The organism is Halothiobacillus sp. DCM-1 (genome assembly GCF_045689735.1).
GTDB lineage: Bacteria > Pseudomonadota > Gammaproteobacteria > Halothiobacillales > Halothiobacillaceae > Halothiobacillus.
In genome coordinates, this window is record NZ_CP142685.1 from 610346 (window position 1) to 629547 (window position 19202).

A 19202-nucleotide genomic window follows, 5' to 3' on the forward strand; every position below is an offset into this window, starting at 1 on the left:
TCCGGCTTCTGGAATTTGCTGCCCATGAGATACCGGACTGCGGCGGCAGCCCGGTGGGGCAGATTATTGACCGGTGCCTTCGGTCGTAACCACCACGCGGCGGTTCTTCGCGCGGCCGGCTGCCGTTTTGTTGGTGGCCACTGGGTCTGCTTTACCCATGCCCACGGTTTCGATTTTGCTGGCCGGTACATTGTGCGCTTCGAGGTATTTCGCCACGGTGTTCGCACGGCGTTTTGACAGACCCAGGTTGTATTGAACCGTGCCGATGCTGTCGGTGTAGCCAACGACTTTGATCTTGGCGATGGCGCTCATGTCGCCCATTTCGCTGATCAGTTTGTCGAGGGCTTCTTTACCTGCCGGCTTGAGGTTGTATTTGTCAAAATCGAAGTAGGTATCGGCCGTCAGGGTGACTGTCTTCATGACAGGTGCCGGGGGCGGTTCAACCAGGGCAGCCGGAGCAGCGGCTTTCTTCGGAATCAGATCCGGGTCGCACTGGGGCAGCGCGGTTTCAGCATTCAATACGCCGTGGCCGTTGTGGACGCAATGGCCAAACGGGGTCATGACCACTTTGCCTTCGCTATCGAAGACATAGGGAGACGCGGGTTTTTGGTCGGCAAAGGCCTGACCAGACAGTGCAACGGCAGCAAGGACGCCGGTAGCCAGTACGGTGAGTTTTTTCATCGGTAAGGTCTCCTTGTTCAAAATCGACTCATGAGGATGATCAGCATGACGCGCCGTCCATTATGCCCGATTCGTTCGCTAAAAGTAGCCGGGTGGATCGGTTGTGCCAGGGATTGACCGTTTTTCTGGTTGGAAAATTCCTTTCATGGTGCAAACGCCTCGGCAGATGCCGCCGATTGCAGGGGGGCTTTACTGGCTTTTATCCCTGATTTTTGGCGTTTTTATTTGTGCAACAAGTTGAAAATGAAGAAAAAATATTTTCTTCTCGTGAGAGGGGTGTTCGTTGGGTATTTGCATTCCTGGGTCGTTGCGCACAAGCAACAGCCGTGGCGCATGAGATACAACGATTGGGCTGTCGCGGTGCAGTCGGGGGTGGGGCTTTCCCTTGTTCCGGTGTCGTTGATGCGCTTGGTTCGAGCCGGTCGGCGCGGCGGATTCATCTTGTGGTAAAGTTCACCCCCTTTTGCCGGATTGATGCTGGTTATTCTGTTCGATTGTCTTGCTTGCCGAGCCTGAGGCGGGGGATAAAACGGTACGGGTGCGGTAGCCGGCGCGTTGACGCTGCAAGGTTTGTTTGATGTCTGAGTTTGCACAAGAGATATTCAAGGTCAATCTCGAAGACGAGATGCGCCGCTCGTACCTTGATTATGCGATGAGCGTGATTGTGGGACGGGCGCTGCCGGATGCCCGTGATGGCTTGAAACCCGTGCATCGCCGGGTCATGTATGCCATGCGCGAATTGGGCAATGACTGGAACAAACCGTACAAAAAATCTGCCCGTGTCGTCGGGGATGTGATCGGTAAATATCATCCGCATGGGGATTCCGCAGTCTATGACGCGCTGGTGCGTATGGCGCAGACTTTTTCGATGCGTTATCCGCTCATCGATGGTCAAGGGAACTTCGGCTCGGTGGACGGGGATGCCCCAGCCGCCATGCGGTACACCGAAGTCCGCATGGCCAAGATTGCACATGAGCTGCAAGCGGATCTTGAAAAAGAAACCGTTGATTTCATTGATAACTATGATGGATCCGAGCAGGAGCCCTCGGTCTTTCCCGCCCGCTTCCCCAACCTTTTGGTGAATGGTTCCTCGGGGATTGCGGTGGGGATGGCGACCAATATTCCGCCGCATAACCTGACCGAGATTCTCGATGCCACCGTGGCGCTGATCGATGAGCCGACGGTGGATGATGAGGCGCTGTTGGCGCTGGTGCCCGGGCCGGATTTCCCAACGGCCGGGATCATCAACGGTGCGGCCGGGATTCGTGAAGCCTATCTGACCGGGCGTGGTCGCGTGGTCATGCGGGCGCGTGCCGCGTTTGAAGAAGATGAGCGCACGGGTAAGGCCAGCATCATCGTGACCGAACTGCCTTATCAGGTGAATAAAGCGCGCTTGATTGAGCGGATTGCCGAACTCGTGCGTGAGAAAAAGCTGGAGGGCATCACCGAGTTACGGGATGAGTCAGACAAAGACGGCATGCGGATCGTCATCGAACTGCGCCGTGGGGATCTGCCGGATGTGATGATCAATAACCTGTATCAGCAAACCCAGATGCAAAGCGTGTTCGGCATCAACATGGTGGCGCTAGTGGATGGGCAGCCGAGAACCCTGGGGTTGCGGGATATTCTTACGGTCTTTTTGCGCCATCGCCGCGAAGTGGTGACGCGCCGCACGATTTTTGATCTGCGCAAAGCCCGCGAGCGGGCGCACATCCTAGAAGGGCTGGCGGTCGCGCTGGCCAACATCGACGAGATGATCGCCCTGATCAAAGCCGCGCCCAATCCTGCGGATGCGCGCGAGGCATTGATGGCGCGCGACTGGGCTTCCGGCCTGGTGCAAACGCTGTTGGAGCGCGCCGATTCTGCGGCGTCGCGCCCGGAAGCCTTGCCTGCCGAACTCGGTTTACAGCCGGATCGGCGCTACCGGCTGTCGCATGAACAGGCCAGCGCCATCCTAGAGATGCGCTTGAACCGCCTGACCGGGCTGGAGCAAGACAAGATCATCGACGAGTACCGTGAGCTGCTGGCCAAAATCGTTGACCTGCTGGACATTCTGCGTTCGGAAACCCGCTTGATGCAGGTCATTCGTGACGAACTGCTGGCGCTGCGGGAAGAGTATGGCCAGCCGCGGCGGACGGAAATCGTCTTTGATTACGAAGATCTGTCCATTGAGGATTTGATCGCCGAAGAAGACCGCGTCGTCACGCTTTCGCGCGAGGGTTACATCAAAACCCAGTCTTTGAGCGAGTACCAGAGCCAGCGCCGTGGTGGACGGGGCAAGTCCTCGACGCGCATGAAAGATGAGGATGTCATCGAGCGGCTGATGGTAGCGAGTACCCACGCTTGGGCTCTGTTGTTCACCAACTTGGGTCGAGTCTATTGGCGCAAGGTGTACCAGTTGCCGCAAGGCGCGCGCGGCGCGCGCGGCCGGCCGATCATCAATATCCTGCCGTTGCAGGAAGGTGAATGGGTCAATGCCATGCTGCCGGTGCGTGAATTCGTTGAGGATCACTACATTTTCTTTGCGACCGCCAGCGGGCAGGTGAAAAAGACGCCGCTGGCGGATTTTTCGCGGCCACGGCAAGCCGGTATCATTGCGATCGATTTGCGTGATGAAGATCGGCTGGTGGGCGCGGCCTTGACCGATGGCACGCGCGAGCTGATGTTGTTCAGTGATGCCGGCAAATCGATTCGGTTCCACGAGGAAGATGTGCGCTCCATGGGGCGTGTGGCAGGTGGGGTGCGGGGTATCCGCCTGGAAGAAGGCCAGAAAGTGATGTCCCTGCTTGTCGTCGGGTCGGGGCAGGTATTGACCGCCACGGAGAATGGCTACGGTAAGCGCACCCCCATCGAAGATTTCCCGATCCAGGGGCGGGGTGGGCAGGGGGTCATCGCGATCCAGACGAGCGACCGTAATGGTGCCTTGGTTGGTGCAGCGCTGGTGCAGGAAACGGATGAAGTGATTCTGATTTCCAATGCCGGTACACTCGTGCGCACCGAGGTTGACCAGATTTCGCTGGTGTCCCGCAATACGCAAGGGGTGATTCTGATTCGCCTCGGCGAGGGCGAGAAGCTCGTGCAGTTGGCCGCCGTCACTGGCGTGGCCGGTGATGAGACGGATGCCCCCTCGGCGGGGCTCGCGGAACAATAATTTCGATTTGATTCAATAAACCGGGTTGGGAGTGATCATGGCGCGTGTATTTAATTTTGGTGCAGGCCCTGCGGTATTGCCGGAAGAGGTGCTGAAAAAGGCGCAGGCCGAAATGCTGGATTGCGACGGAACGGGCATGTCCGTCATGGAAATGAGCCATCGGGGCAAAAAATTCATTGCGATCGCGGAGAAAGCGGAAGCCGATCTTCGTACGCTGATGGCGATTCCTTCAAATTATAAGGTATTGTTTTTACAGGGCGGGGCGTCCTCGCAATTTTCGATGATCCCCCTGAACCTCAAGGCGCGCGGCGATGGCTCTGCCGATTATTTCAATACCGGCCATTGGTCGGAAAAAGCCGTTGCCGAAGCCAAGCGGTTCGTCAAGGTCAATGTGGTGGCGGACACCAAGCCGAGTAAATACACCGAAGTCCCGGCGGCAGGGTCTTATGCGTTGAATCCGAACGCGGCCTATGTGCATTACACCCCGAATGAAACCATTGCGGGCGTGGAATTCGACTACATTCCGCAAACCGGCGAGGTACCGCTGGTTGCTGATATGTCCTCCACCATTCTGTCTCGCCCGGTCGATGTGTCCAAGTTCGGCATCATTTACGCCGGGGCGCAGAAAAACATCGGCCCGTCTGGGCTGACGATTGCGATCGTTCGTGAGGATTTGATCGGCCACGCGGGTTCTGAAGTGCCGGTGATGTTCGACTATAAAACGCATGCCGAGAACGGGTCGATGTACAACACCCCGCCCACCTACGCCTGGTACATCGCCGGGCTGGTGTTCGAACGGATGCTGGCCAACGGCGGTATTGCGGCGATGGCGGAAACCAATGCCCGCAAAGCGAAAAAACTCTACGACGCGATTGACAACAGCCAAGGCTTTTATCGCAACCCCGTCGCGGTGAATGCCCGTTCCTGGATGAATGTGCCGTTCATTCTGAAAGATGAGGCGCTCGACAAGCCATTTTTGGCGGAATCGGAAAAGGCCGGGCTTTCTGCGCTGGCCGGTCACCGTTCGGTCGGCGGCATGCGCGCCAGTATCTACAATGCCATGCCGGAGGCCGGGGTCGATGCCCTAATCGCCTTCATGCATGATTTCGCCCAGCGCCACGGTTAATTAACGAGATGACTACGATGTTCAAAATTCACACCCTGAATGCGATTTCTTCCAAAGGCACCGACCGTTTGCCGGCTGCCCAATACACCGTCGGCGCGCCGCTGGAAAGCGCGGATGCGATTCTGGTGCGCTCCGCCAAGATGCACGACATGGCCTTGCCGGATTCTGTGCTGGCGATTGGCCGCGCGGGGGCTGGGGTCAACAACATTCCCGTCGATGCCATGAGCGAGCGCGGCGTGGTGGTATTCAACGCTCCCGGTGCCAATGCCAATGCGGTGAAAGAGTTGGTGATGGCGGGCATGCTGATGTCCATTCGCAACTTGGGCGCTGCCTGGGATTTCGCCCGTGGTTTGCAAGGGACGGACGAAGAGATTCACAAGGCCGTTGAAGCCGGTAAGAAAGACTTTGTCGGCTTCGAATTGCCGGGGCGCACCCTCGGGGTGATCGGATTGGGCGCCATCGGCGTGCGCGTCGCGAATGCCGCGCGGGCGCTGGGGATGCGCGTCATCGGTTTTGATCCGGGGATCAGCATCGAGCGCGCTTGGGAATTGTCGCCGGAAGTGCATCAAGCCACGAGCGTGGATGAAGTGCTGGCCAAGGCCGATTTCGTCAGCTTCCATGTGCCGTTGATCGATGCGACGCGCAATCTGATCAACGCCGAGCGGCTGGCGTTCATGAAAGACAATGTCGTGGTGCTCAACTTCGCGCGCGAAGGTATTGTGGATGAAGCGGCGATGGTCGCTGCCTTGGATGCGGGTAAGGCGCACGCCTATGTTTCTGATTTCCCAGGGAATATGACCAAAAATCATCCGCGTTGCCTGACCTTCCCGCATCTGGGGGCATCGACCGGTGAGGCCGAAGATAACTGCGCGATCATGGTGGCCGATCAGATCAAGGACTATCTGGAAAACGGCAATATCCGTAATTCCGTCAACTTCCCGGAAGTGCGGATGGCGCGTTCCGGTGCGCAACGACTGGCGATTGCCAATCGCAACATGCCGGATATGGTGGGGCAAATTTCCCATATCCTCGGTCAAGCGGGCGTGAACATCGAGCGGTTGATGAACGAGTCGCGCAAACAACTGGCCTACACCTTGATCGATGTCAGTACGCCGATCGGCGAGACTGCATTGGCGCAACTGCGCGCCATCAATGGCGTGCTGCGGATTCGCGTGATCTGATCCAATGGCAACGCCGCCAACCGTGGGTCGTTCGTCCGAGTCAGCGTGGTCGGATTCAACGACAGCGGGTTTGACGACATTGGCGGAAGTGCGGGCGTGCATCGATTCGCTGGATGCCGAGTTGATTCGCCTGATTTCCCGTCGGGCGCGATTGGCGGAACGCGTGGCTGAGATCAAATCCGCCGATGCCGCGACGCAGGGCTCGTTCTATCGTCCGGAGCGTGAGGCGCAGGTCTTGGCGCGGGTGCGGGCGCAGAATCCCGGTCCCTTGCCGAGCGATACCCTGGTCTGGCTGTTCCGCGAGATCATGTCGGCCTGTCTTGCGCTGGAAAAGCCTCTAACCGTAGCTTGCCTGGGGCCTGTCGGCACTTTTTCCGAACAGGCCGCCCTGATGGCGTTTGGTCACGGTGCGGTTCGTCAGTTCGAGCCTGGCATTCCCGAAGTTTTTCGGGCCGTGGCGGCTGGGGCGGTGGATTTTGGCGTCGTGCCGGTGGAAAACTCGACCGAAGGCAGCGTCACGCAAACCCTTGATGCCTTGGCATTTGGTGGCTGGGCGTCGGTACAGATCTGCGGCGAACTGACGCTGAAGATCGAGCACCAATTGCTCGCGCACCCCAGCGCGCAGGCCGCCATGCCGCGAGAGATCGTCTCCCACGCGCAATCCCTAGCGCAGTGCCGCGAATGGCTGGATGTGCACTATCCGGGCGTCGCACGCCGCGCGGTCGCGAGCAATAGCGAAGCCGCGCGCCTGGCGTCGCAAAACCCCGATATGTATGCGATTGCACCGTTGCGGGCAGCAGAGCCTTATGGGTTGGCGGTCATGTCGGCGAATATCCAGGACAGCGTATTCAACACCACGCGGTTTGTGGTGATTGGGCGGGAGGCCGTGCCGCCTTCCGGGCGCGACAAAACTTCTTTGATGCTCTCGGTCAACAACGAACCGGGTGCGCTGGCGCGGTTGCTCGCCCCACTGGCGGATGCGGGGATCGATGTCACCCGGGTCGAATCGCGCCCCGCGCGGGATCGCGCTTGGGAATATGTCTTCTTTATCGACTGTGAGGGACATGTCAGTGAACCCAAACTGTCGTCGGCCATCGCGGCGATGCAGCCTTTCTGCAGCGCATTGCGGGTCTTGGGGGCTTATCCTCGGGCGGTGTTCTCACCGGAGCTGCCCGGCGCCGGCGCGTGATTGAGGCGTTCATTCATCGGATGTGTGCAGGGGTTCTAAATGTCTGAAACAGTGCCGGTCGCTGAGGCGGCCTTGGGGTATGTCTGTGCCATTTCGCCGTATGTCACCGGTAAGCCGATCGATGCGGTGGCTCGTGAGTTTGGTTTGACGGATATCATCAAACTGGCTTCCAATGAAAACCCGCTCGGCGCAAGCCCAAAAGCCCAGGCCGCTCTGCGTGAGCCTTCTGCGCTCAATATTTACCCAGATGGCGGGGGATTCGCCTTGAAGCAGGCGATTGCGCATCGTTTCGCGGTTTCCATGGAATCCATCGTGCTCGGTAATGGTTCCAACGATTTGCTGGAACTGGCGGCGCGGGCCTATTTGGCACCCGGCCGCAATGCCGTGTTTTCCGCGTATGCCTTTGCGGTGTACGCCCTGGCTACCCAGGCGGTCGGAGCCGAGGCCAAGGTGGTGCCCGCCTTGCCGCCGGATCACCCCAGCATGCCCTACGGGGCAGATTTATCCGCCATGCGGGCGGCCATCGATGATCAGACCCGCGTGGTGTTTCTGGCGAATCCGAACAATCCCACCGGCACCTGGGTGGATGCCGCCGCGCTGGAGTCCTTCATTGCGGCCATCCCCTCGCGGGTGTTGATTGTGCTGGATGAGGCATACAGCGAATATGTGCCGCCCGATTGGTATGCCGACGGGCGGTTTCCTGATGGGCTGGCCTTGGCCAAGCGGTATCCCAATGTGCTGCTGACGCGCACTTTTTCCAAAATTTACGGTCTGGCGGCTTTACGGGTCGGCTTTGGCTTGGCGCACCCCGCCGTCGCCGCGATTCTGGAGCGTGTGCGGCAGCCGTTCAATGTGAATACCCTCGCACAGCAAGCCGCTGTCGCGGCAATCGATGATCTGTCGTTTCTTGACGCAAGCCGTGCCGCGAATGAGGCGGGATTGCAGCAATTGCAGGCGGCCTGTGCCGCGCGCGGTTGGCCGGTGATCCCGTCGCGGGCGAATTTTCTGACCGTGGGGTTGGGTGTGCCGGCCGGTCGCGTGTTCGATGCCCTGCTGCGGGAGGGCGTCATCATCCGCCCGTTGGGGGGGCAGCAAGACACCGGCGGCTTGTCCTGCCATATCCGAATCACCGTCGGAACAGCCGAGCAAAACGAACGGGTCATGGCCGCGCTCGACCGGGTTCTGCCAGCGCTGCGGGCAGCCGCATGACGGCGGTGCGCATCGAGCGGCTGGCGCTGATTGGCTTGGGGCTGATCGGTGGCTCCTTGAGCCTGGCGTTGAAGTCTGCGGGCGTCGTCGGTGAGGTGGTCGGATACAGCCGACAGCTGGCCACCCGGCTGCGTGCGCAGGAATTGGGACTGATCGACCGTCCGGCCGACTCGGTAGCCGAGGCGGTGCAGGGGGCGGATCTGGTCTTCATTGCCACGCCGGTGCAGGCCATGGGGGGCGTGTTTGCCCAAATGATCGAAACCCTCGCGCCGGATGCGTTGATCACGGACGGCGGCAGCGTCAAAGGGGCGGTGGTGGCCGCCGCTCAGGCGGCCATGCCCGAGGGGCAGTGGCGGCAGTTCGTGCCGGGGCATCCGATTGCGGGCACCGAGCACAGCGGGCCGGATGCGGCCTTCGCCACGCTCTATCACGGGCAGCGGGTGATTCTGACGCCGTTGCCGGAAAATGATCCGACGCAGGTTGCGCGTGTTGAGGCGATCTGGCGCGTTGCGGGGGCAGTAGTCGAACACATGACCGTGCCGCATCATGACCATGTGCTCGCCGCCACCAGTCACTTGCCGCATCTGGCCGCCTTTGGCCTGGTGAATGCGCTGGCGCGACTGGAAGAACGCTATGAAGTTTTCCGCTACGCCGCCGGTGGCTTTCGGGATTTCACCCGCATCGCAAGCTCCGATCCCGCCATGTGGCGGGACATCTGCCTGGCCAACCGGGCGGAATTGGTACCGATGCTCGATCATTACCTCGCCGAGCTTCAGGGCTTGCGCCGTTTGATGGAGTCGGCCGACAGTGACGGGCTGGCGCAGGCGTTCGCTGAGGCCAAGGCGGTGCGGGATGCCCTATATCGCCCCCAATCTACCCATTGATTCAGACTTTTTGGATACCAATATGCAGCAGAATACGCCATCGGTGACCTACACCACCTGTCCGATGACGCGCCCACTCTCGGGCTCGATTCGCGTGCCCGGCGACAAGTCGATCTCGCATCGCTCCATCATGCTGGGCGCCCTGGCGGAAGGCGTGACCGAAATCACCGGCTTCTTGCAAGGGGAAGACAGCCTCAATACCCTGCGTTGCTTTCGGGCGATGGGCGTGCCGATCACCGAGCCGGTGGATGGCTATGTTCGGGTCGAAGGGGTGGGGCTTTACGGTCTGAAAGCCCCGGCGGCGCCCTTGTATGTGGGCAATTCCGGGACTTCGATGCGCCTGATGGCCGGGATTCTGGCCGGGCAAGCGTTCGAAACAGTGCTCACGGGCGATGAATCGCTGTCCCGCCGACCGATGAAGCGGGTGATCGATCCCTTGACGCAGATGGGTGCGGTGATCGAGTCCGCCGAGGGGCGCGCGCCGCTGCGGATTCTTGGCGGGCAACGGCTCAAGGGCATCGACTATCGCCTGCCGATGGCCAGCGCGCAGGTCAAATCCTGCCTGCTGTTGGCGGGTTTGTATGCTGAAGGCCAAACTTGTGTCACCGAACCCGCGCCCACGCGCGATCACACCGAGCGGATGCTCCATGGTTTTGGCTATGCCGTGGCACGGGACGGTGCCCGCGCCTGCGTGCAGGGGGGCGGCAAGCTGACGGCCCGCGCCATCGATGTGCCGGCAGATATTTCATCGGCGGCCTTCTTTTTGGTCGCCGCCTCGATTGCGCCCGGTGCCGATCTCACCCTGCGTCATGTGGGGATGAACCCGACCCGTACCGGCGTGATCGACATCCTGCGTTTGATGGGCGCCGACATCACGGTGGAAACCCCCCGCGAAGTCGGTGGCGAGCCGGTGGCGGATCTGCGCGTCAAAAGCGCCGCCCTGCGCGGCGTGACCATCCCGGAAGCCTTGGTGCCGCTGGCGATCGACGAATTCCCGGTGCTATTCGTCGCCGCTGCCTGCGCAACGGGGCGCACCATCTTGACCGGTGCGGAAGAACTGCGGGTCAAGGAATCCGATCGGATTGCCGTCATGGCCGATGGGCTGACCGCATTGGGCATCCAGGCGGAGGCCACGGCCGACGGCATGATCATCGAAGGTGCCGGCGATCAGGCGCTACCGTTTGGTCAGGCACGCATCGATTGCCATGGCGACCACCGCATCGCCATGGCTTTTGCTGTGGCGGGCTTGCGCGCTGCCGGGACGATCATCATCGAGCATTGCGAATTCGTCGATACCTCCTTCCCGGGTTTTGCCACCCTGTTCCAAACGGTCGGCGGCGGCTTGCAAGTGACCCAACAGGAGTCGGGCGCATGATCCCCGTCATTACCATCGATGGGCCTAGCGGATCCGGTAAAGGGACGCTGGCGCGTCGACTGGCCACCCGTCTGGGCTTTCATCTGCTGGATTCCGGGGCGATTTATCGCCTGACGGCGCTGGCTGCCGCCCAGGCTGGCGTCGCGCTGGACGCCCCGGAAGTCGTCACCCTCGCGCAGACGCTCGATGCGCGCTTTGCGCCGGATGGGTCGATCTATCTCGCGGGGGTGTGCGTCGATGGCGTGCTGCGTACCGAACAGACGGGTGCCATGGCCTCGCAGATTGCCGCCCGGCCCGAAGTGCGGGCGGCGTTGTTCGACCGGCAGAAAGCCTTTGCGCGGGCGCCGGGTCTGGTGGCAGATGGCCGTGATATGGGGACAGTGGTATTTCCCGAGGCGCCCGCCAAAATCTTTCTGGATGCCAGCGCCGAAATTCGCGCCGAACGACGCTATAAGCAGTTGATCGAAAATGGCTTCTATGCTAAATTGCCCGCCCTCATCGCGGAGATTCGCGAACGGGATCAACGGGATCGCAGCCGTGCCGTGGCACCTCTGGTGCCCGCTGCGGATGCCTTGGTAATCGATTCATCTGCGTTGCCGATCGAAACGGTCGAAGCGCAGGTGATGGATTTCATCCATGCCCGAGGACTAAACCAAGTGTATTGAGCGTCAATGCACCAGCTTGCCAACCCAGGGATGCGGACTGGCAATTTTTTGACCGACACGAGAGACATCTTGGAGCGTCTGCTCGTTTTTTGGAAACCACTCACCCATGTCAACCGTTATTGAAAGTTTTGCCGATCTTTTTGAAGAAAGCCTGAAAAATGCCGAGATGCAAACCGGCTCCATTATCGAAGGCACCGTCGTTGCCATTAACAACGATGTGGTCGTGATCGATACCGGGCTGAAGTCCGAAGGCGTGATTCCCGCTGCTGAATTCCTCGATGAAAATGGTCAGATGACCGTCAAGGTCGGCGACAAAGTCGATGTAGCGCTTGAATCCGTGGAAGATGGCTTTGGTGAAACCAAGCTGTCTCGTGAAAAAGCCCTGCGTGCCCGTGCCTGGACGGCGCTGGAAAAATCCTTCAAAAACGAAGAAATCGTGACCGGCCGCATTACCGGCAAGGTCAAAGGCGGCTTTACGGTTGAAATGGGCGAGATTCGCGCCTTCCTGCCGGGTTCGCTCGTCGATGTGCGCCCGATTCGCGACACCACCTACCTCGAAGGGAAGGATGTCGAGTTCAAAATCATCAAACTCGACCAGAAACGCAACAATGTCGTCGTTTCTCGCCGTGCCGTTGTCGAACAGGAATACAGCGCCGAACGCGATGCCCTGCTGGATCAACTGCAAGAAGGGATGGTTCTGCGCGGGGTGGTCAAAAACCTCACCGATTACGGCGCGTTCCTCGACCTCGGCGGCATCGACGGTCTGCTGCACATCACCGACATGGCGTGGAAGCGCGTCAAACATCCGTCCGAAGTCGTCAACATCGGCGATGAAGTGGATGTCAAAGTGCTCAAGTTCGACCGCGAACGCAACCGCGTATCGCTCGGCATGAAACAAATGGGCGATGATCCCTGGAGTGATCTGGCACGCCGCTTCCCGATCAGCAGCCGCATGTTCGGGAAGGTGACGAACCTGACCGATTATGGTTGCTTCGTCGAAATCGACAACGGCGTGGAAGGTTTGGTGCATGTCTCCGAGATGGACTGGACCAACAAAAATGTCAATCCGGGTAAAGTCGTGTCGGTCGGGGATGAGGTCGAGGTGATGATCCTGGACATCGACGAGGAGCGTCGCCGCATTTCCTTGGGCATGAAACAGTGCCAGGCCAATCCGTGGGATGCGTTCGCAGCGACCCATCAGAAAGGGGACAAGGTCAGCGGTCAAATCAAATCGATCACCGATTTCGGCGTGTTCATTGGTCTGGAAGGCGGGATCGACGGCTTGATTCACCTGTCGGATCTTTCCTGGAGCGAGCCGGGCGAAGAAGCCGTGCGTCAATTCAAGAAAGGCGAAGAAATCGAAGCCGTGGTTATCGCCATCGATCCGGAGCGCGAACGGATTTCTTTGGGGCTCAAACAACTGGAAAGTGACCCGGTCGGTCAATACAGCAACGACACCCAAAAAGGCAAAATCGTCACGGGCACGGTGCGTGAAGTGGATGCCCGCGGGGCAGTCATTGATTTGGGTAACGGGGTGGAAGGCTATCTGCGTGCCTCGGACATCTCCCGTGACCGGATCGATGATGCCCGCACTGTGCTGAATGCCGGTGATTCGATTGAAGCCAAAGTCATGGGGATCGATCGGAAAAACCGTATGGTGAGCCTGTCGATTCGCGCGAAAGATTCCCAAGAAGAATCTGAAGCCATGGAAGAGCTGAGCCGCAATACGGTGAGCGCGCCGACTTTGGGCGATCTGCTCAAAGAGCAAATGAATCGCGGCGAGTAATCTCCGAGTTTTGGTCAACGCAACGCCATCGTGCTGATGGCGTTTTTGTTTGCCTAGCTAACCGAGTGCCTGAGGGCTATCGGTTGGCATCCCCAACTGGCACGGGGTGCTGGTTCGGGATGCCTCTTCAAAATCAAGAAAAACATAAGGATGCAGGAATGACCAAGTCCGAATTGATTGAACAACTGGCCGAACGGCAAAAATTCCTTTCCCTGCGGGATATCGATAGCTCCGTCAAGCTGATGCTGGATGAAATGATTGCCGCCATGGCGCGGGGTGAACGCATCGAGATCCGTGGGTTTGGCAGTTTCTCCCTGAATTACCGCAAACCGCGGGTCGGTCGTAATCCGAAATCGGGCGAAAGTGTGTCACTGGATTCCAAATATGTGCCGCATTTCAAGCCGGGCAAAGAGCTGCGTGAGCGGGTGAATGACCGCGCCGGTACGGAAATTCGCGGCTGACGGGCAGATGGCAGCGGTTCCCCCTCCGGTTTATGTCGCGCTGGATTTTTCGGAGCCGGCGGCGGCTGAGGTCTTGATGCATCGGCTTGATCCGGGGCGCTGTGGTCTGAAAGTCGGCAAAGAGCTGTTCACGCGCACCGGCGCTGAGTGGGTGCGCGCGCTGGTGGCACAAGGTTTCCCGGTTTTTCTAGATCTGAAATTCCACGACATTCCGCATACCGTTGAGCAAGCCTGCCGCGCGGCAGCCGATCTGGGGGTGCGGATTGTCAATGTGCACGCCAGTGGTGGGCGGGCGATGCTGGCGGCGGCGCGGCGTGCGATTCCGGCCGAGGCGGGGGTGCCGGCACTGATTGCGGTGACCGTGCTGACTTCCATGGATCAATCGGCGCTACAGGAAGTGGGCATTCAGCGCGCATTGCCTGATCAAGTGGCTGCGCTGGCGCAGATGGCGGCGGAGGAAGGCTTGGATGGCGTGGTTTGCTCTGCCTGGGAAGCCCGCCACATGCGTGACATTTTTACCCAGGCACACCCCTGGATCGTCACGCCGGGGATTCGTCCGGCGGGAACTGCCGCCGATGACCAATCTCGCATTATGACGCCCCGCGAAGCCATGGATGCCGGTGCGACCGCGCTGGTGATCGGGCGTCCGATCACGCGGGCACCGGATCCGGCTGCGGCGCTGGATGCCATTCTGGCAAGTCTGGATTAACAACGGTTTAACCGGCTACCGTCTGGCGTGACGACGAGTCAAAATCCCATAGCAGGATGTTGAAAAAGGGCTTTCCTTCCCTTTCTCAACGGCCTGCTAGGGCACGCGCCCTTGCTGCAGCCTGACCCGATTTCTGGCTCGATCTCCGGTCAGTTGCTGATCTGCTGGGTTTCTTGAGCCCGGGCAGACTCGGTTTGGTCGCGATGCAATTCGACCCAGATCAGCAAATCGTGTAGCGCCCGGATATTTTCGACATATTGCACGGTTTGTTCGCCTTGGGCGAAGCCTGCCTTGAGTTTGCGATACACCGCCGGTTCAGAAAGCTGGAGCAGGCGGGCTCGGATATCGCGCCAGCGATCCGGATTGCCGCCCTGTTGAGTGGTCAGCGTAATGGCATCGTTCAGATGGCCAATGCCAATGTTATAGGCCGCCATCGCCAGATAGGTGCGATCCGGTTCGGGTGCGTTGTCATTGACTTGATCGCGCAGCTGATTGAGGTACTTGGCGGCTGCCATGATGTTTTCGGTTGGGTTGCCCGGATTGTTCAGCCCGATGGATTGCGCGGTGGGCGGTGTGATTTGCATCATGCCGTAGGCGCCTTTATGCGATTCGGCATTCGGCTGCCATTTTGATTCCTGGTACGCCATGGCCGCGAGCAGGCGCCAATCGATCTGATATTTTTTACCGGCGGCTTTGAAGGCGGACAGATACGGGCTGATCCGATTCTCGACATCACTCAGAAAGTTTTGCGCCAGTTTCTGATCGAGCTGCTCAAACTGGGCATAGTGCCGGTCGATCAGCGTGCGTAATTCCCCGCTTTGTCGCAGTTTGTTGAAGAAAACGAGCGCCTCGTCATACAGCGAACGATCGGCCAAGCGGGAAAACGCCCAGGCGAATGAGACTGGGGGGCCTAGATCCGTGGCCACGCGGATTTTGTCCGACATTTTTTGCCCTAACAGCGCCTGGTGGGATAACACGATGGCGTAGTCCACCTTGCCTTGTTCAAGCGCCTCAAGGGTGCGCAAACCACTCGGTTCCACCTGAACACGAATGGCGTAATGCGAATCGGGGAGGTCTTCCGTGGCTTGACCGAGATCGTCCGCCGATGGCGAAGGGTTGAGCAGGCCTTGCGTTTTTGTTTGCTGCGACAGCCAATTTTGGCTACTAGAACCGGCTTCTACAGCAAGGGTGGCATCGCCCAAGTCTTGCAATCCTTTAGGCCGATTGCTTCCGGTGCGGTAAATCAGTTGCCGACGAACGGAGAGATAGCTGGGGCCATAGCGGAATTCCGCCTCGCGATCTGGGTTGACCACCAGTCCAGCCGCAGCGAAATCGGCCTGATTATGTGCCACCAAGGCATAGGCATCGTCGATATCCTTGGCCTGGATGAACCGGACGGGTAGCCCCAACTGTTCGGCGAAACGGGTCACCAGATCATATTCCAGCCCTTGCGGATGATGATCGTCGGGGACATAAATCGTCGGGCTCACGAGTGTGGCGACCCGTAAATAGCCCCTTGCCTTGATCTGAATCAACTGCGGAACGCGCTCAAACGCCAGGCTGAGTTGCCGTTGTTCATCGGTTTGCTGGGCGTTGGGGGCGTAGGTATGAATCCACCAGATCAGCGGCACCAGAAATAAAAAAACGACCCCAACGAGGTGCAGCCACCACGGCGTCTTGGGGGCGGGGATCTGGGGGCGGCGGCGGATCAGAATTTATACCCGATGTGCAGCGCGACGACGCCGAGGCTAAGGTTGACGACATCCACCTGATCGAACCCACTCTCCAGCATCATCGATTTCAGGGCGGCCTGGTCGGGATGCATGCGGATCGACTCGGCCAGATAGCGGTAACTGTCGGCATCTTTGGCAATCAGCTTACCGAGGGTAGGGAGTGCCGTGAAGGAGTAAAAATCGTAGGCTTTGCTGATCATTGGGCTGATGGGTTTGGAAAATTCGAGCACGACGACCCGCCCGCCGGGTTTGATGCTGCGTGCCATTTCGCGCAGCGCGATGGCTTTGTCCGTGACATTGCGCAGGCCAAAGCCGATGGTGATGCAGTCAAAGTGGTTGCTGGGAAAGGGGAGATACTGGGCGTTCGCCAGCACATAACCCACATTGTTCAGGATGCCGGCATTATCGAGTTTGCTCCGGCCTTCAGCGAGCATGTTGGCATTGATGTCTGAGAGAATCACCAGACCCTGGCTGCCCACCATGCCGGCCATTTTCAGGGCGAGATCGCCGGTGCCGGACGCCAGATCGAGCACGCGCATACCGGGGCGCAAGCCGGTATGTTCGAGCGCGATGCGCTTCCAGATTCGATGAATGCCGAAAGACATGGCGTCATTCATTACATCGTAGCGGCTGGCGACGGAGTCGAATACCCGACCGACGAGCCGCACTTTCTCTTCGGCGGGGACTTGCTGATAGCCAAAATGCGTGTGTTCGGTCATGGCGGGGAATTCTCGTCGGGTTGTTGGGCGGATTGCCGTGCCAGCACATCCGTGATGCGGACGGTCGCTGGCGGATCATGGGCGGGGAGAAGCCCCAGGGTAGCGAGTCTGGCTTGATAGTTTTGCCACAGCGCCGCGTGATTCTGACACAGGGTATAAAGCGTCGTCATATCGTACAAACCACTGTCATGCCCGTCATCGAACCCCAGTTTGAACGCATAGCGGCCCACCGGTTCCACGGTCAATAGTTTGACCGCGGATTTGCCGATCACCAGCATCGGCTCGCCCCCGCCGTGACCACGGACTTCCGCCGAGGGGCTGAACACCCGCAAAAATTCGGCGGAGAGTACCGCCTCGGTGCCGTCGCGGAATGCCAGCGCCAAGCTCTGCGCGGCCTTGTTCCAGGTGATACGGGAGAGCTGCGGCCGATTCATGGATGAGCGGATGGATTACAGAATGAAGCGACTTAAGTCTTCATCTTGTGCGAGTGAGCCCAGTCGCTCTTCGACGAAGGCCGCGTCGATTTCGATCGTTTGTCCGGCGCGTTCGTTGGCGTTGAAGCTCAATTCTTCCAGCAGGTGCTCCATGACCGTGTGTAAACGCCGGGCGCCGATGTTTTCTGTGCGCCGGTTGACCTCATAGGCAATTTCCGCCATGCGGGTGATGGCTGCCGGGGTGAAGTGAACCGTCAAGCCTTCTGCCGCCAGCAGGGCGCTGTGTTGCCGGGTGAGGGCGGCGTCGGGTTCAGTGAGGATGCGGACGAAATCTTCGGCCGTCAACGCATCGAGTTCCACCCGGATCGGCAGGCGCCCCTGGAGTTCGGGGATGAGATCGGAGGGCTTGCTCAGGTGGAACGCGCCCGAGGTGATGAACAGGATATGGTCGGTTTTAATCATGCCGAGTTTGGTGTTGACGGTCGAGCCTTCGATGATCGGCAGCAGATCGCGCTGAACGCCTTCCCGTGAAACCTCGCCGCCGCCGTATTCGCCCCGGCGGGCGATTTTGTCCAACTCGTCGATAAACACGATGCCATGCTGCTCGACGCGCTCCAGCGCCGCCTGGCGGAGCTCTTCCTCATTCACCAGATTGGCGGCTTCTTCATCCGTCAGCCGCTTGAACGCTTCCCGCACCGTGAGGCGCTGCTGTTTGGTTTTTTGCTGGCTTAAGTTCTGGAACATGCCACGAATCTGGCTGGCCATTTCCTCCATGCCGGGTGGGGAGAGAATATCCACCTGGGCATTCTGTGCCTTGAGTTCGATGTCGATTTCCCGTTCATCGAGTTCGCCTGCCTGGAGTTTGAGGCGGAATTTTTCACGGGTCTTTTGGTACGCCTCATCACGATGGCTGTCATCGGTGGCATGAGACCAGTCATCTCGCGGGGCGGGCAGCAGGATGTCGAGAATACGGTTTTCTGCGGCAATCGCGGCCTTGTCTCGAACCGCCTGCGTGGCGATTTCTCGTTGCATTTTGATGCCGACATCCGCCAGATCACGGATGATGGATTCGACATCGCGGCCGACATACCCCACTTCCGTGAACTTGGTGGCTTCGACTTTCAAAAACGGCGCCTCGGCCAGTTTGGCGAGGCGGCGGGCAATCTCGGTTTTGCCGACGCCGGTCGGGCCGATCATCAGAATGTTCTTGGGTGTGATTTCGCTGCGCAGAGCCTCGGGAGTTTGTTGCCGCCGCCAGCGGTTGCGCAGGGCGATGGCGACGGCGCGCTTGGCTTTGGCCTGGCCGACGATATGTTTATCGAGTTCGGCAACGATTTGCTGGGGCGTCAGATTCATGATTCCAGCCCTTCGATGGTGAGTTGGTGGTTGGTGTAGATGCAGATGTCGGCGGCAATGTTCAGCGCCGCTTCGACAATACCGCGCGCCGGCAAATTGCCGTGGCGGAGCAAGGCGGTGGCGGCTGCCTGGGCATAGGCACCGCCCGAGCCAATGGCAATCAGGTCGGATTCTGGTTCGATCACATCGCCATTGCCACTGATTGTGAGCATGCTCTGGCGATCCGCCACGATCAGCAGGGCTTCGAGGCGGCGCATGGCGCGATCGGTGCGCCATTCTTTGGCCAGTTCCACTGCGGAACGGGTCAGATTGCCGCTAAATTTTTCCAGATTGGCTTCAAATTTCTCAAACAGGGTGAAGGCATCGGCCGTCGCCCCGGCAAACCCCGCTACGACGGCGCCGTTGTACAGCCGGCGTACCTTGCGGGCATTGCCTTTGACAACGGTGTGGCCGAGCGTGACTTGACCATCGCCGCCGATGACGGTTTGTCCGTCTTTGCGGACACAGAGAATCGTGGTGCCGTGAAAATTTTCCATCGTGCGT

The 19202-nt window shown here is 59.4% G+C and carries 17 protein-coding genes; 11 read left to right on the forward strand and 6 right to left on the reverse strand.

The window, feature by feature from the left end; genetic code table 11:
- Positions 1–63 precede the first annotated feature (63 nt).
- Positions 64–681 carry an OmpA family protein gene (locus VOI35_RS02905; protein WP_407276402.1) on the reverse strand — a complete coding sequence of 206 codons (618 nt, stop codon included), beginning with the start codon at positions 679–681 and terminating at the stop codon, positions 64–66.
- 577 nt (positions 682–1258) lie between these two features.
- Here VOI35_RS02905 and gyrA point away from each other — a divergent pair.
- The 11 genes from gyrA (at position 1259) to pyrF (ending at position 14417) form a co-directional block, all read left to right on the forward strand.
- Entirely contained in the window at positions 1259–3832 is a 2574-nt protein-coding gene (gene gyrA, locus VOI35_RS02910) for a DNA gyrase subunit A (protein WP_407276403.1), read from the forward strand.
- 37 nt (positions 3833–3869) lie between these two features.
- Entirely contained in the window at positions 3870–4958 is a 1089-nt protein-coding gene (gene serC, locus VOI35_RS02915; protein ID WP_407276404.1) for a 3-phosphoserine/phosphohydroxythreonine transaminase, read from the forward strand.
- Between the two features lie 17 nt (positions 4959–4975).
- Entirely contained in the window at positions 4976–6139 is a 1164-nt protein-coding gene (locus VOI35_RS02920; RefSeq protein ID WP_407276405.1) for a phosphoglycerate dehydrogenase, read from the forward strand.
- Positions 6140–6143: 4 nt separating this feature from the next.
- Entirely contained in the window at positions 6144–7328 is a 1185-nt protein-coding gene (pheA, locus tag VOI35_RS02925; protein ID WP_407276406.1) for a prephenate dehydratase, read from the forward strand.
- A gap of 39 nt (positions 7329–7367) precedes the next feature.
- Complete coding sequence (gene hisC, locus VOI35_RS02930; protein ID WP_407276407.1) at positions 7368–8537, forward strand: histidinol-phosphate transaminase; 1170 nt, start codon at positions 7368–7370, stop codon at positions 8535–8537.
- Positions 8534–9421 (forward strand): prephenate dehydrogenase, encoded by an 888-nt coding sequence (locus VOI35_RS02935; protein WP_407276408.1) that lies wholly within the window; start codon positions 8534–8536, stop codon positions 9419–9421. Before hisC ends, VOI35_RS02935 begins: the two co-directional genes overlap by 4 nt.
- Before the next feature lie 22 nt (positions 9422–9443).
- Positions 9444–10796: a 3-phosphoshikimate 1-carboxyvinyltransferase gene (aroA, locus tag VOI35_RS02940; RefSeq protein WP_407276779.1), complete on the forward strand. Its 1353-nt coding sequence runs from the start codon at positions 9444–9446 to the stop codon at positions 10794–10796.
- Positions 10793–11461 carry a (d)CMP kinase gene (cmk, locus tag VOI35_RS02945; RefSeq protein ID WP_407276409.1) on the forward strand — a complete coding sequence of 223 codons (669 nt, stop codon included), beginning with the start codon at positions 10793–10795 and terminating at the stop codon, positions 11459–11461. Before aroA ends, cmk begins: the two co-directional genes overlap by 4 nt.
- A gap of 106 nt (positions 11462–11567) precedes the next feature.
- Positions 11568–13247: a 30S ribosomal protein S1 gene (gene rpsA / locus VOI35_RS02950; protein WP_407276410.1), complete on the forward strand. Its 1680-nt coding sequence runs from the start codon at positions 11568–11570 to the stop codon at positions 13245–13247.
- Positions 13248–13405: 158 nt separating this feature from the next.
- Positions 13406–13708, forward strand: coding sequence for an integration host factor subunit beta (locus tag VOI35_RS02955; protein WP_407276411.1), 303 nt, complete (start codon positions 13406–13408; stop codon positions 13706–13708).
- Positions 13677–14417, forward strand: a complete 741-nt coding sequence (gene pyrF, locus VOI35_RS02960) for an orotidine-5'-phosphate decarboxylase (protein ID WP_407276412.1) — start codon at positions 13677–13679, stop codon at positions 14415–14417. Before VOI35_RS02955 ends, pyrF begins: the two co-directional genes overlap by 32 nt.
- A 149-nt stretch (positions 14418–14566) precedes the next feature.
- Here the strand turns inward: pyrF and mltF are convergent, their stop codons facing one another.
- The 5 genes from mltF to hslV form a co-directional block, all read right to left on the reverse strand.
- Positions 14567–16048 (reverse strand): membrane-bound lytic murein transglycosylase MltF, encoded by a 1482-nt coding sequence (gene mltF / locus VOI35_RS02965; protein ID WP_407276413.1) that lies wholly within the window; start codon positions 16046–16048, stop codon positions 14567–14569.
- A gap of 77 nt (positions 16049–16125) precedes the next feature.
- Entirely contained in the window at positions 16126–16869 is a 744-nt protein-coding gene (ubiE, locus tag VOI35_RS02970) for a bifunctional demethylmenaquinone methyltransferase/2-methoxy-6-polyprenyl-1,4-benzoquinol methylase UbiE (RefSeq protein WP_407276414.1), read from the reverse strand.
- Positions 16866–17303, reverse strand: coding sequence for a gamma-butyrobetaine hydroxylase-like domain-containing protein (locus tag VOI35_RS02975; RefSeq protein ID WP_407276415.1), 438 nt, complete (start codon positions 17301–17303; stop codon positions 16866–16868). Before VOI35_RS02975 ends, ubiE begins: the two co-directional genes overlap by 4 nt.
- 15 nt (positions 17304–17318) lie before the next feature.
- Positions 17319–18662, reverse strand: coding sequence for an ATP-dependent protease ATPase subunit HslU (gene hslU, locus VOI35_RS02980; protein WP_407276780.1), 1344 nt, complete (start codon positions 18660–18662; stop codon positions 17319–17321).
- On the reverse strand, positions 18656–19195 hold the full coding sequence (gene hslV, locus VOI35_RS02985) for an ATP-dependent protease subunit HslV (RefSeq protein ID WP_407276416.1): 540 nt from the start codon (positions 19193–19195) through the stop codon (positions 18656–18658). Before hslV ends, hslU begins: the two co-directional genes overlap by 7 nt.
- Positions 19196–19202 lie beyond the last annotated feature (7 nt).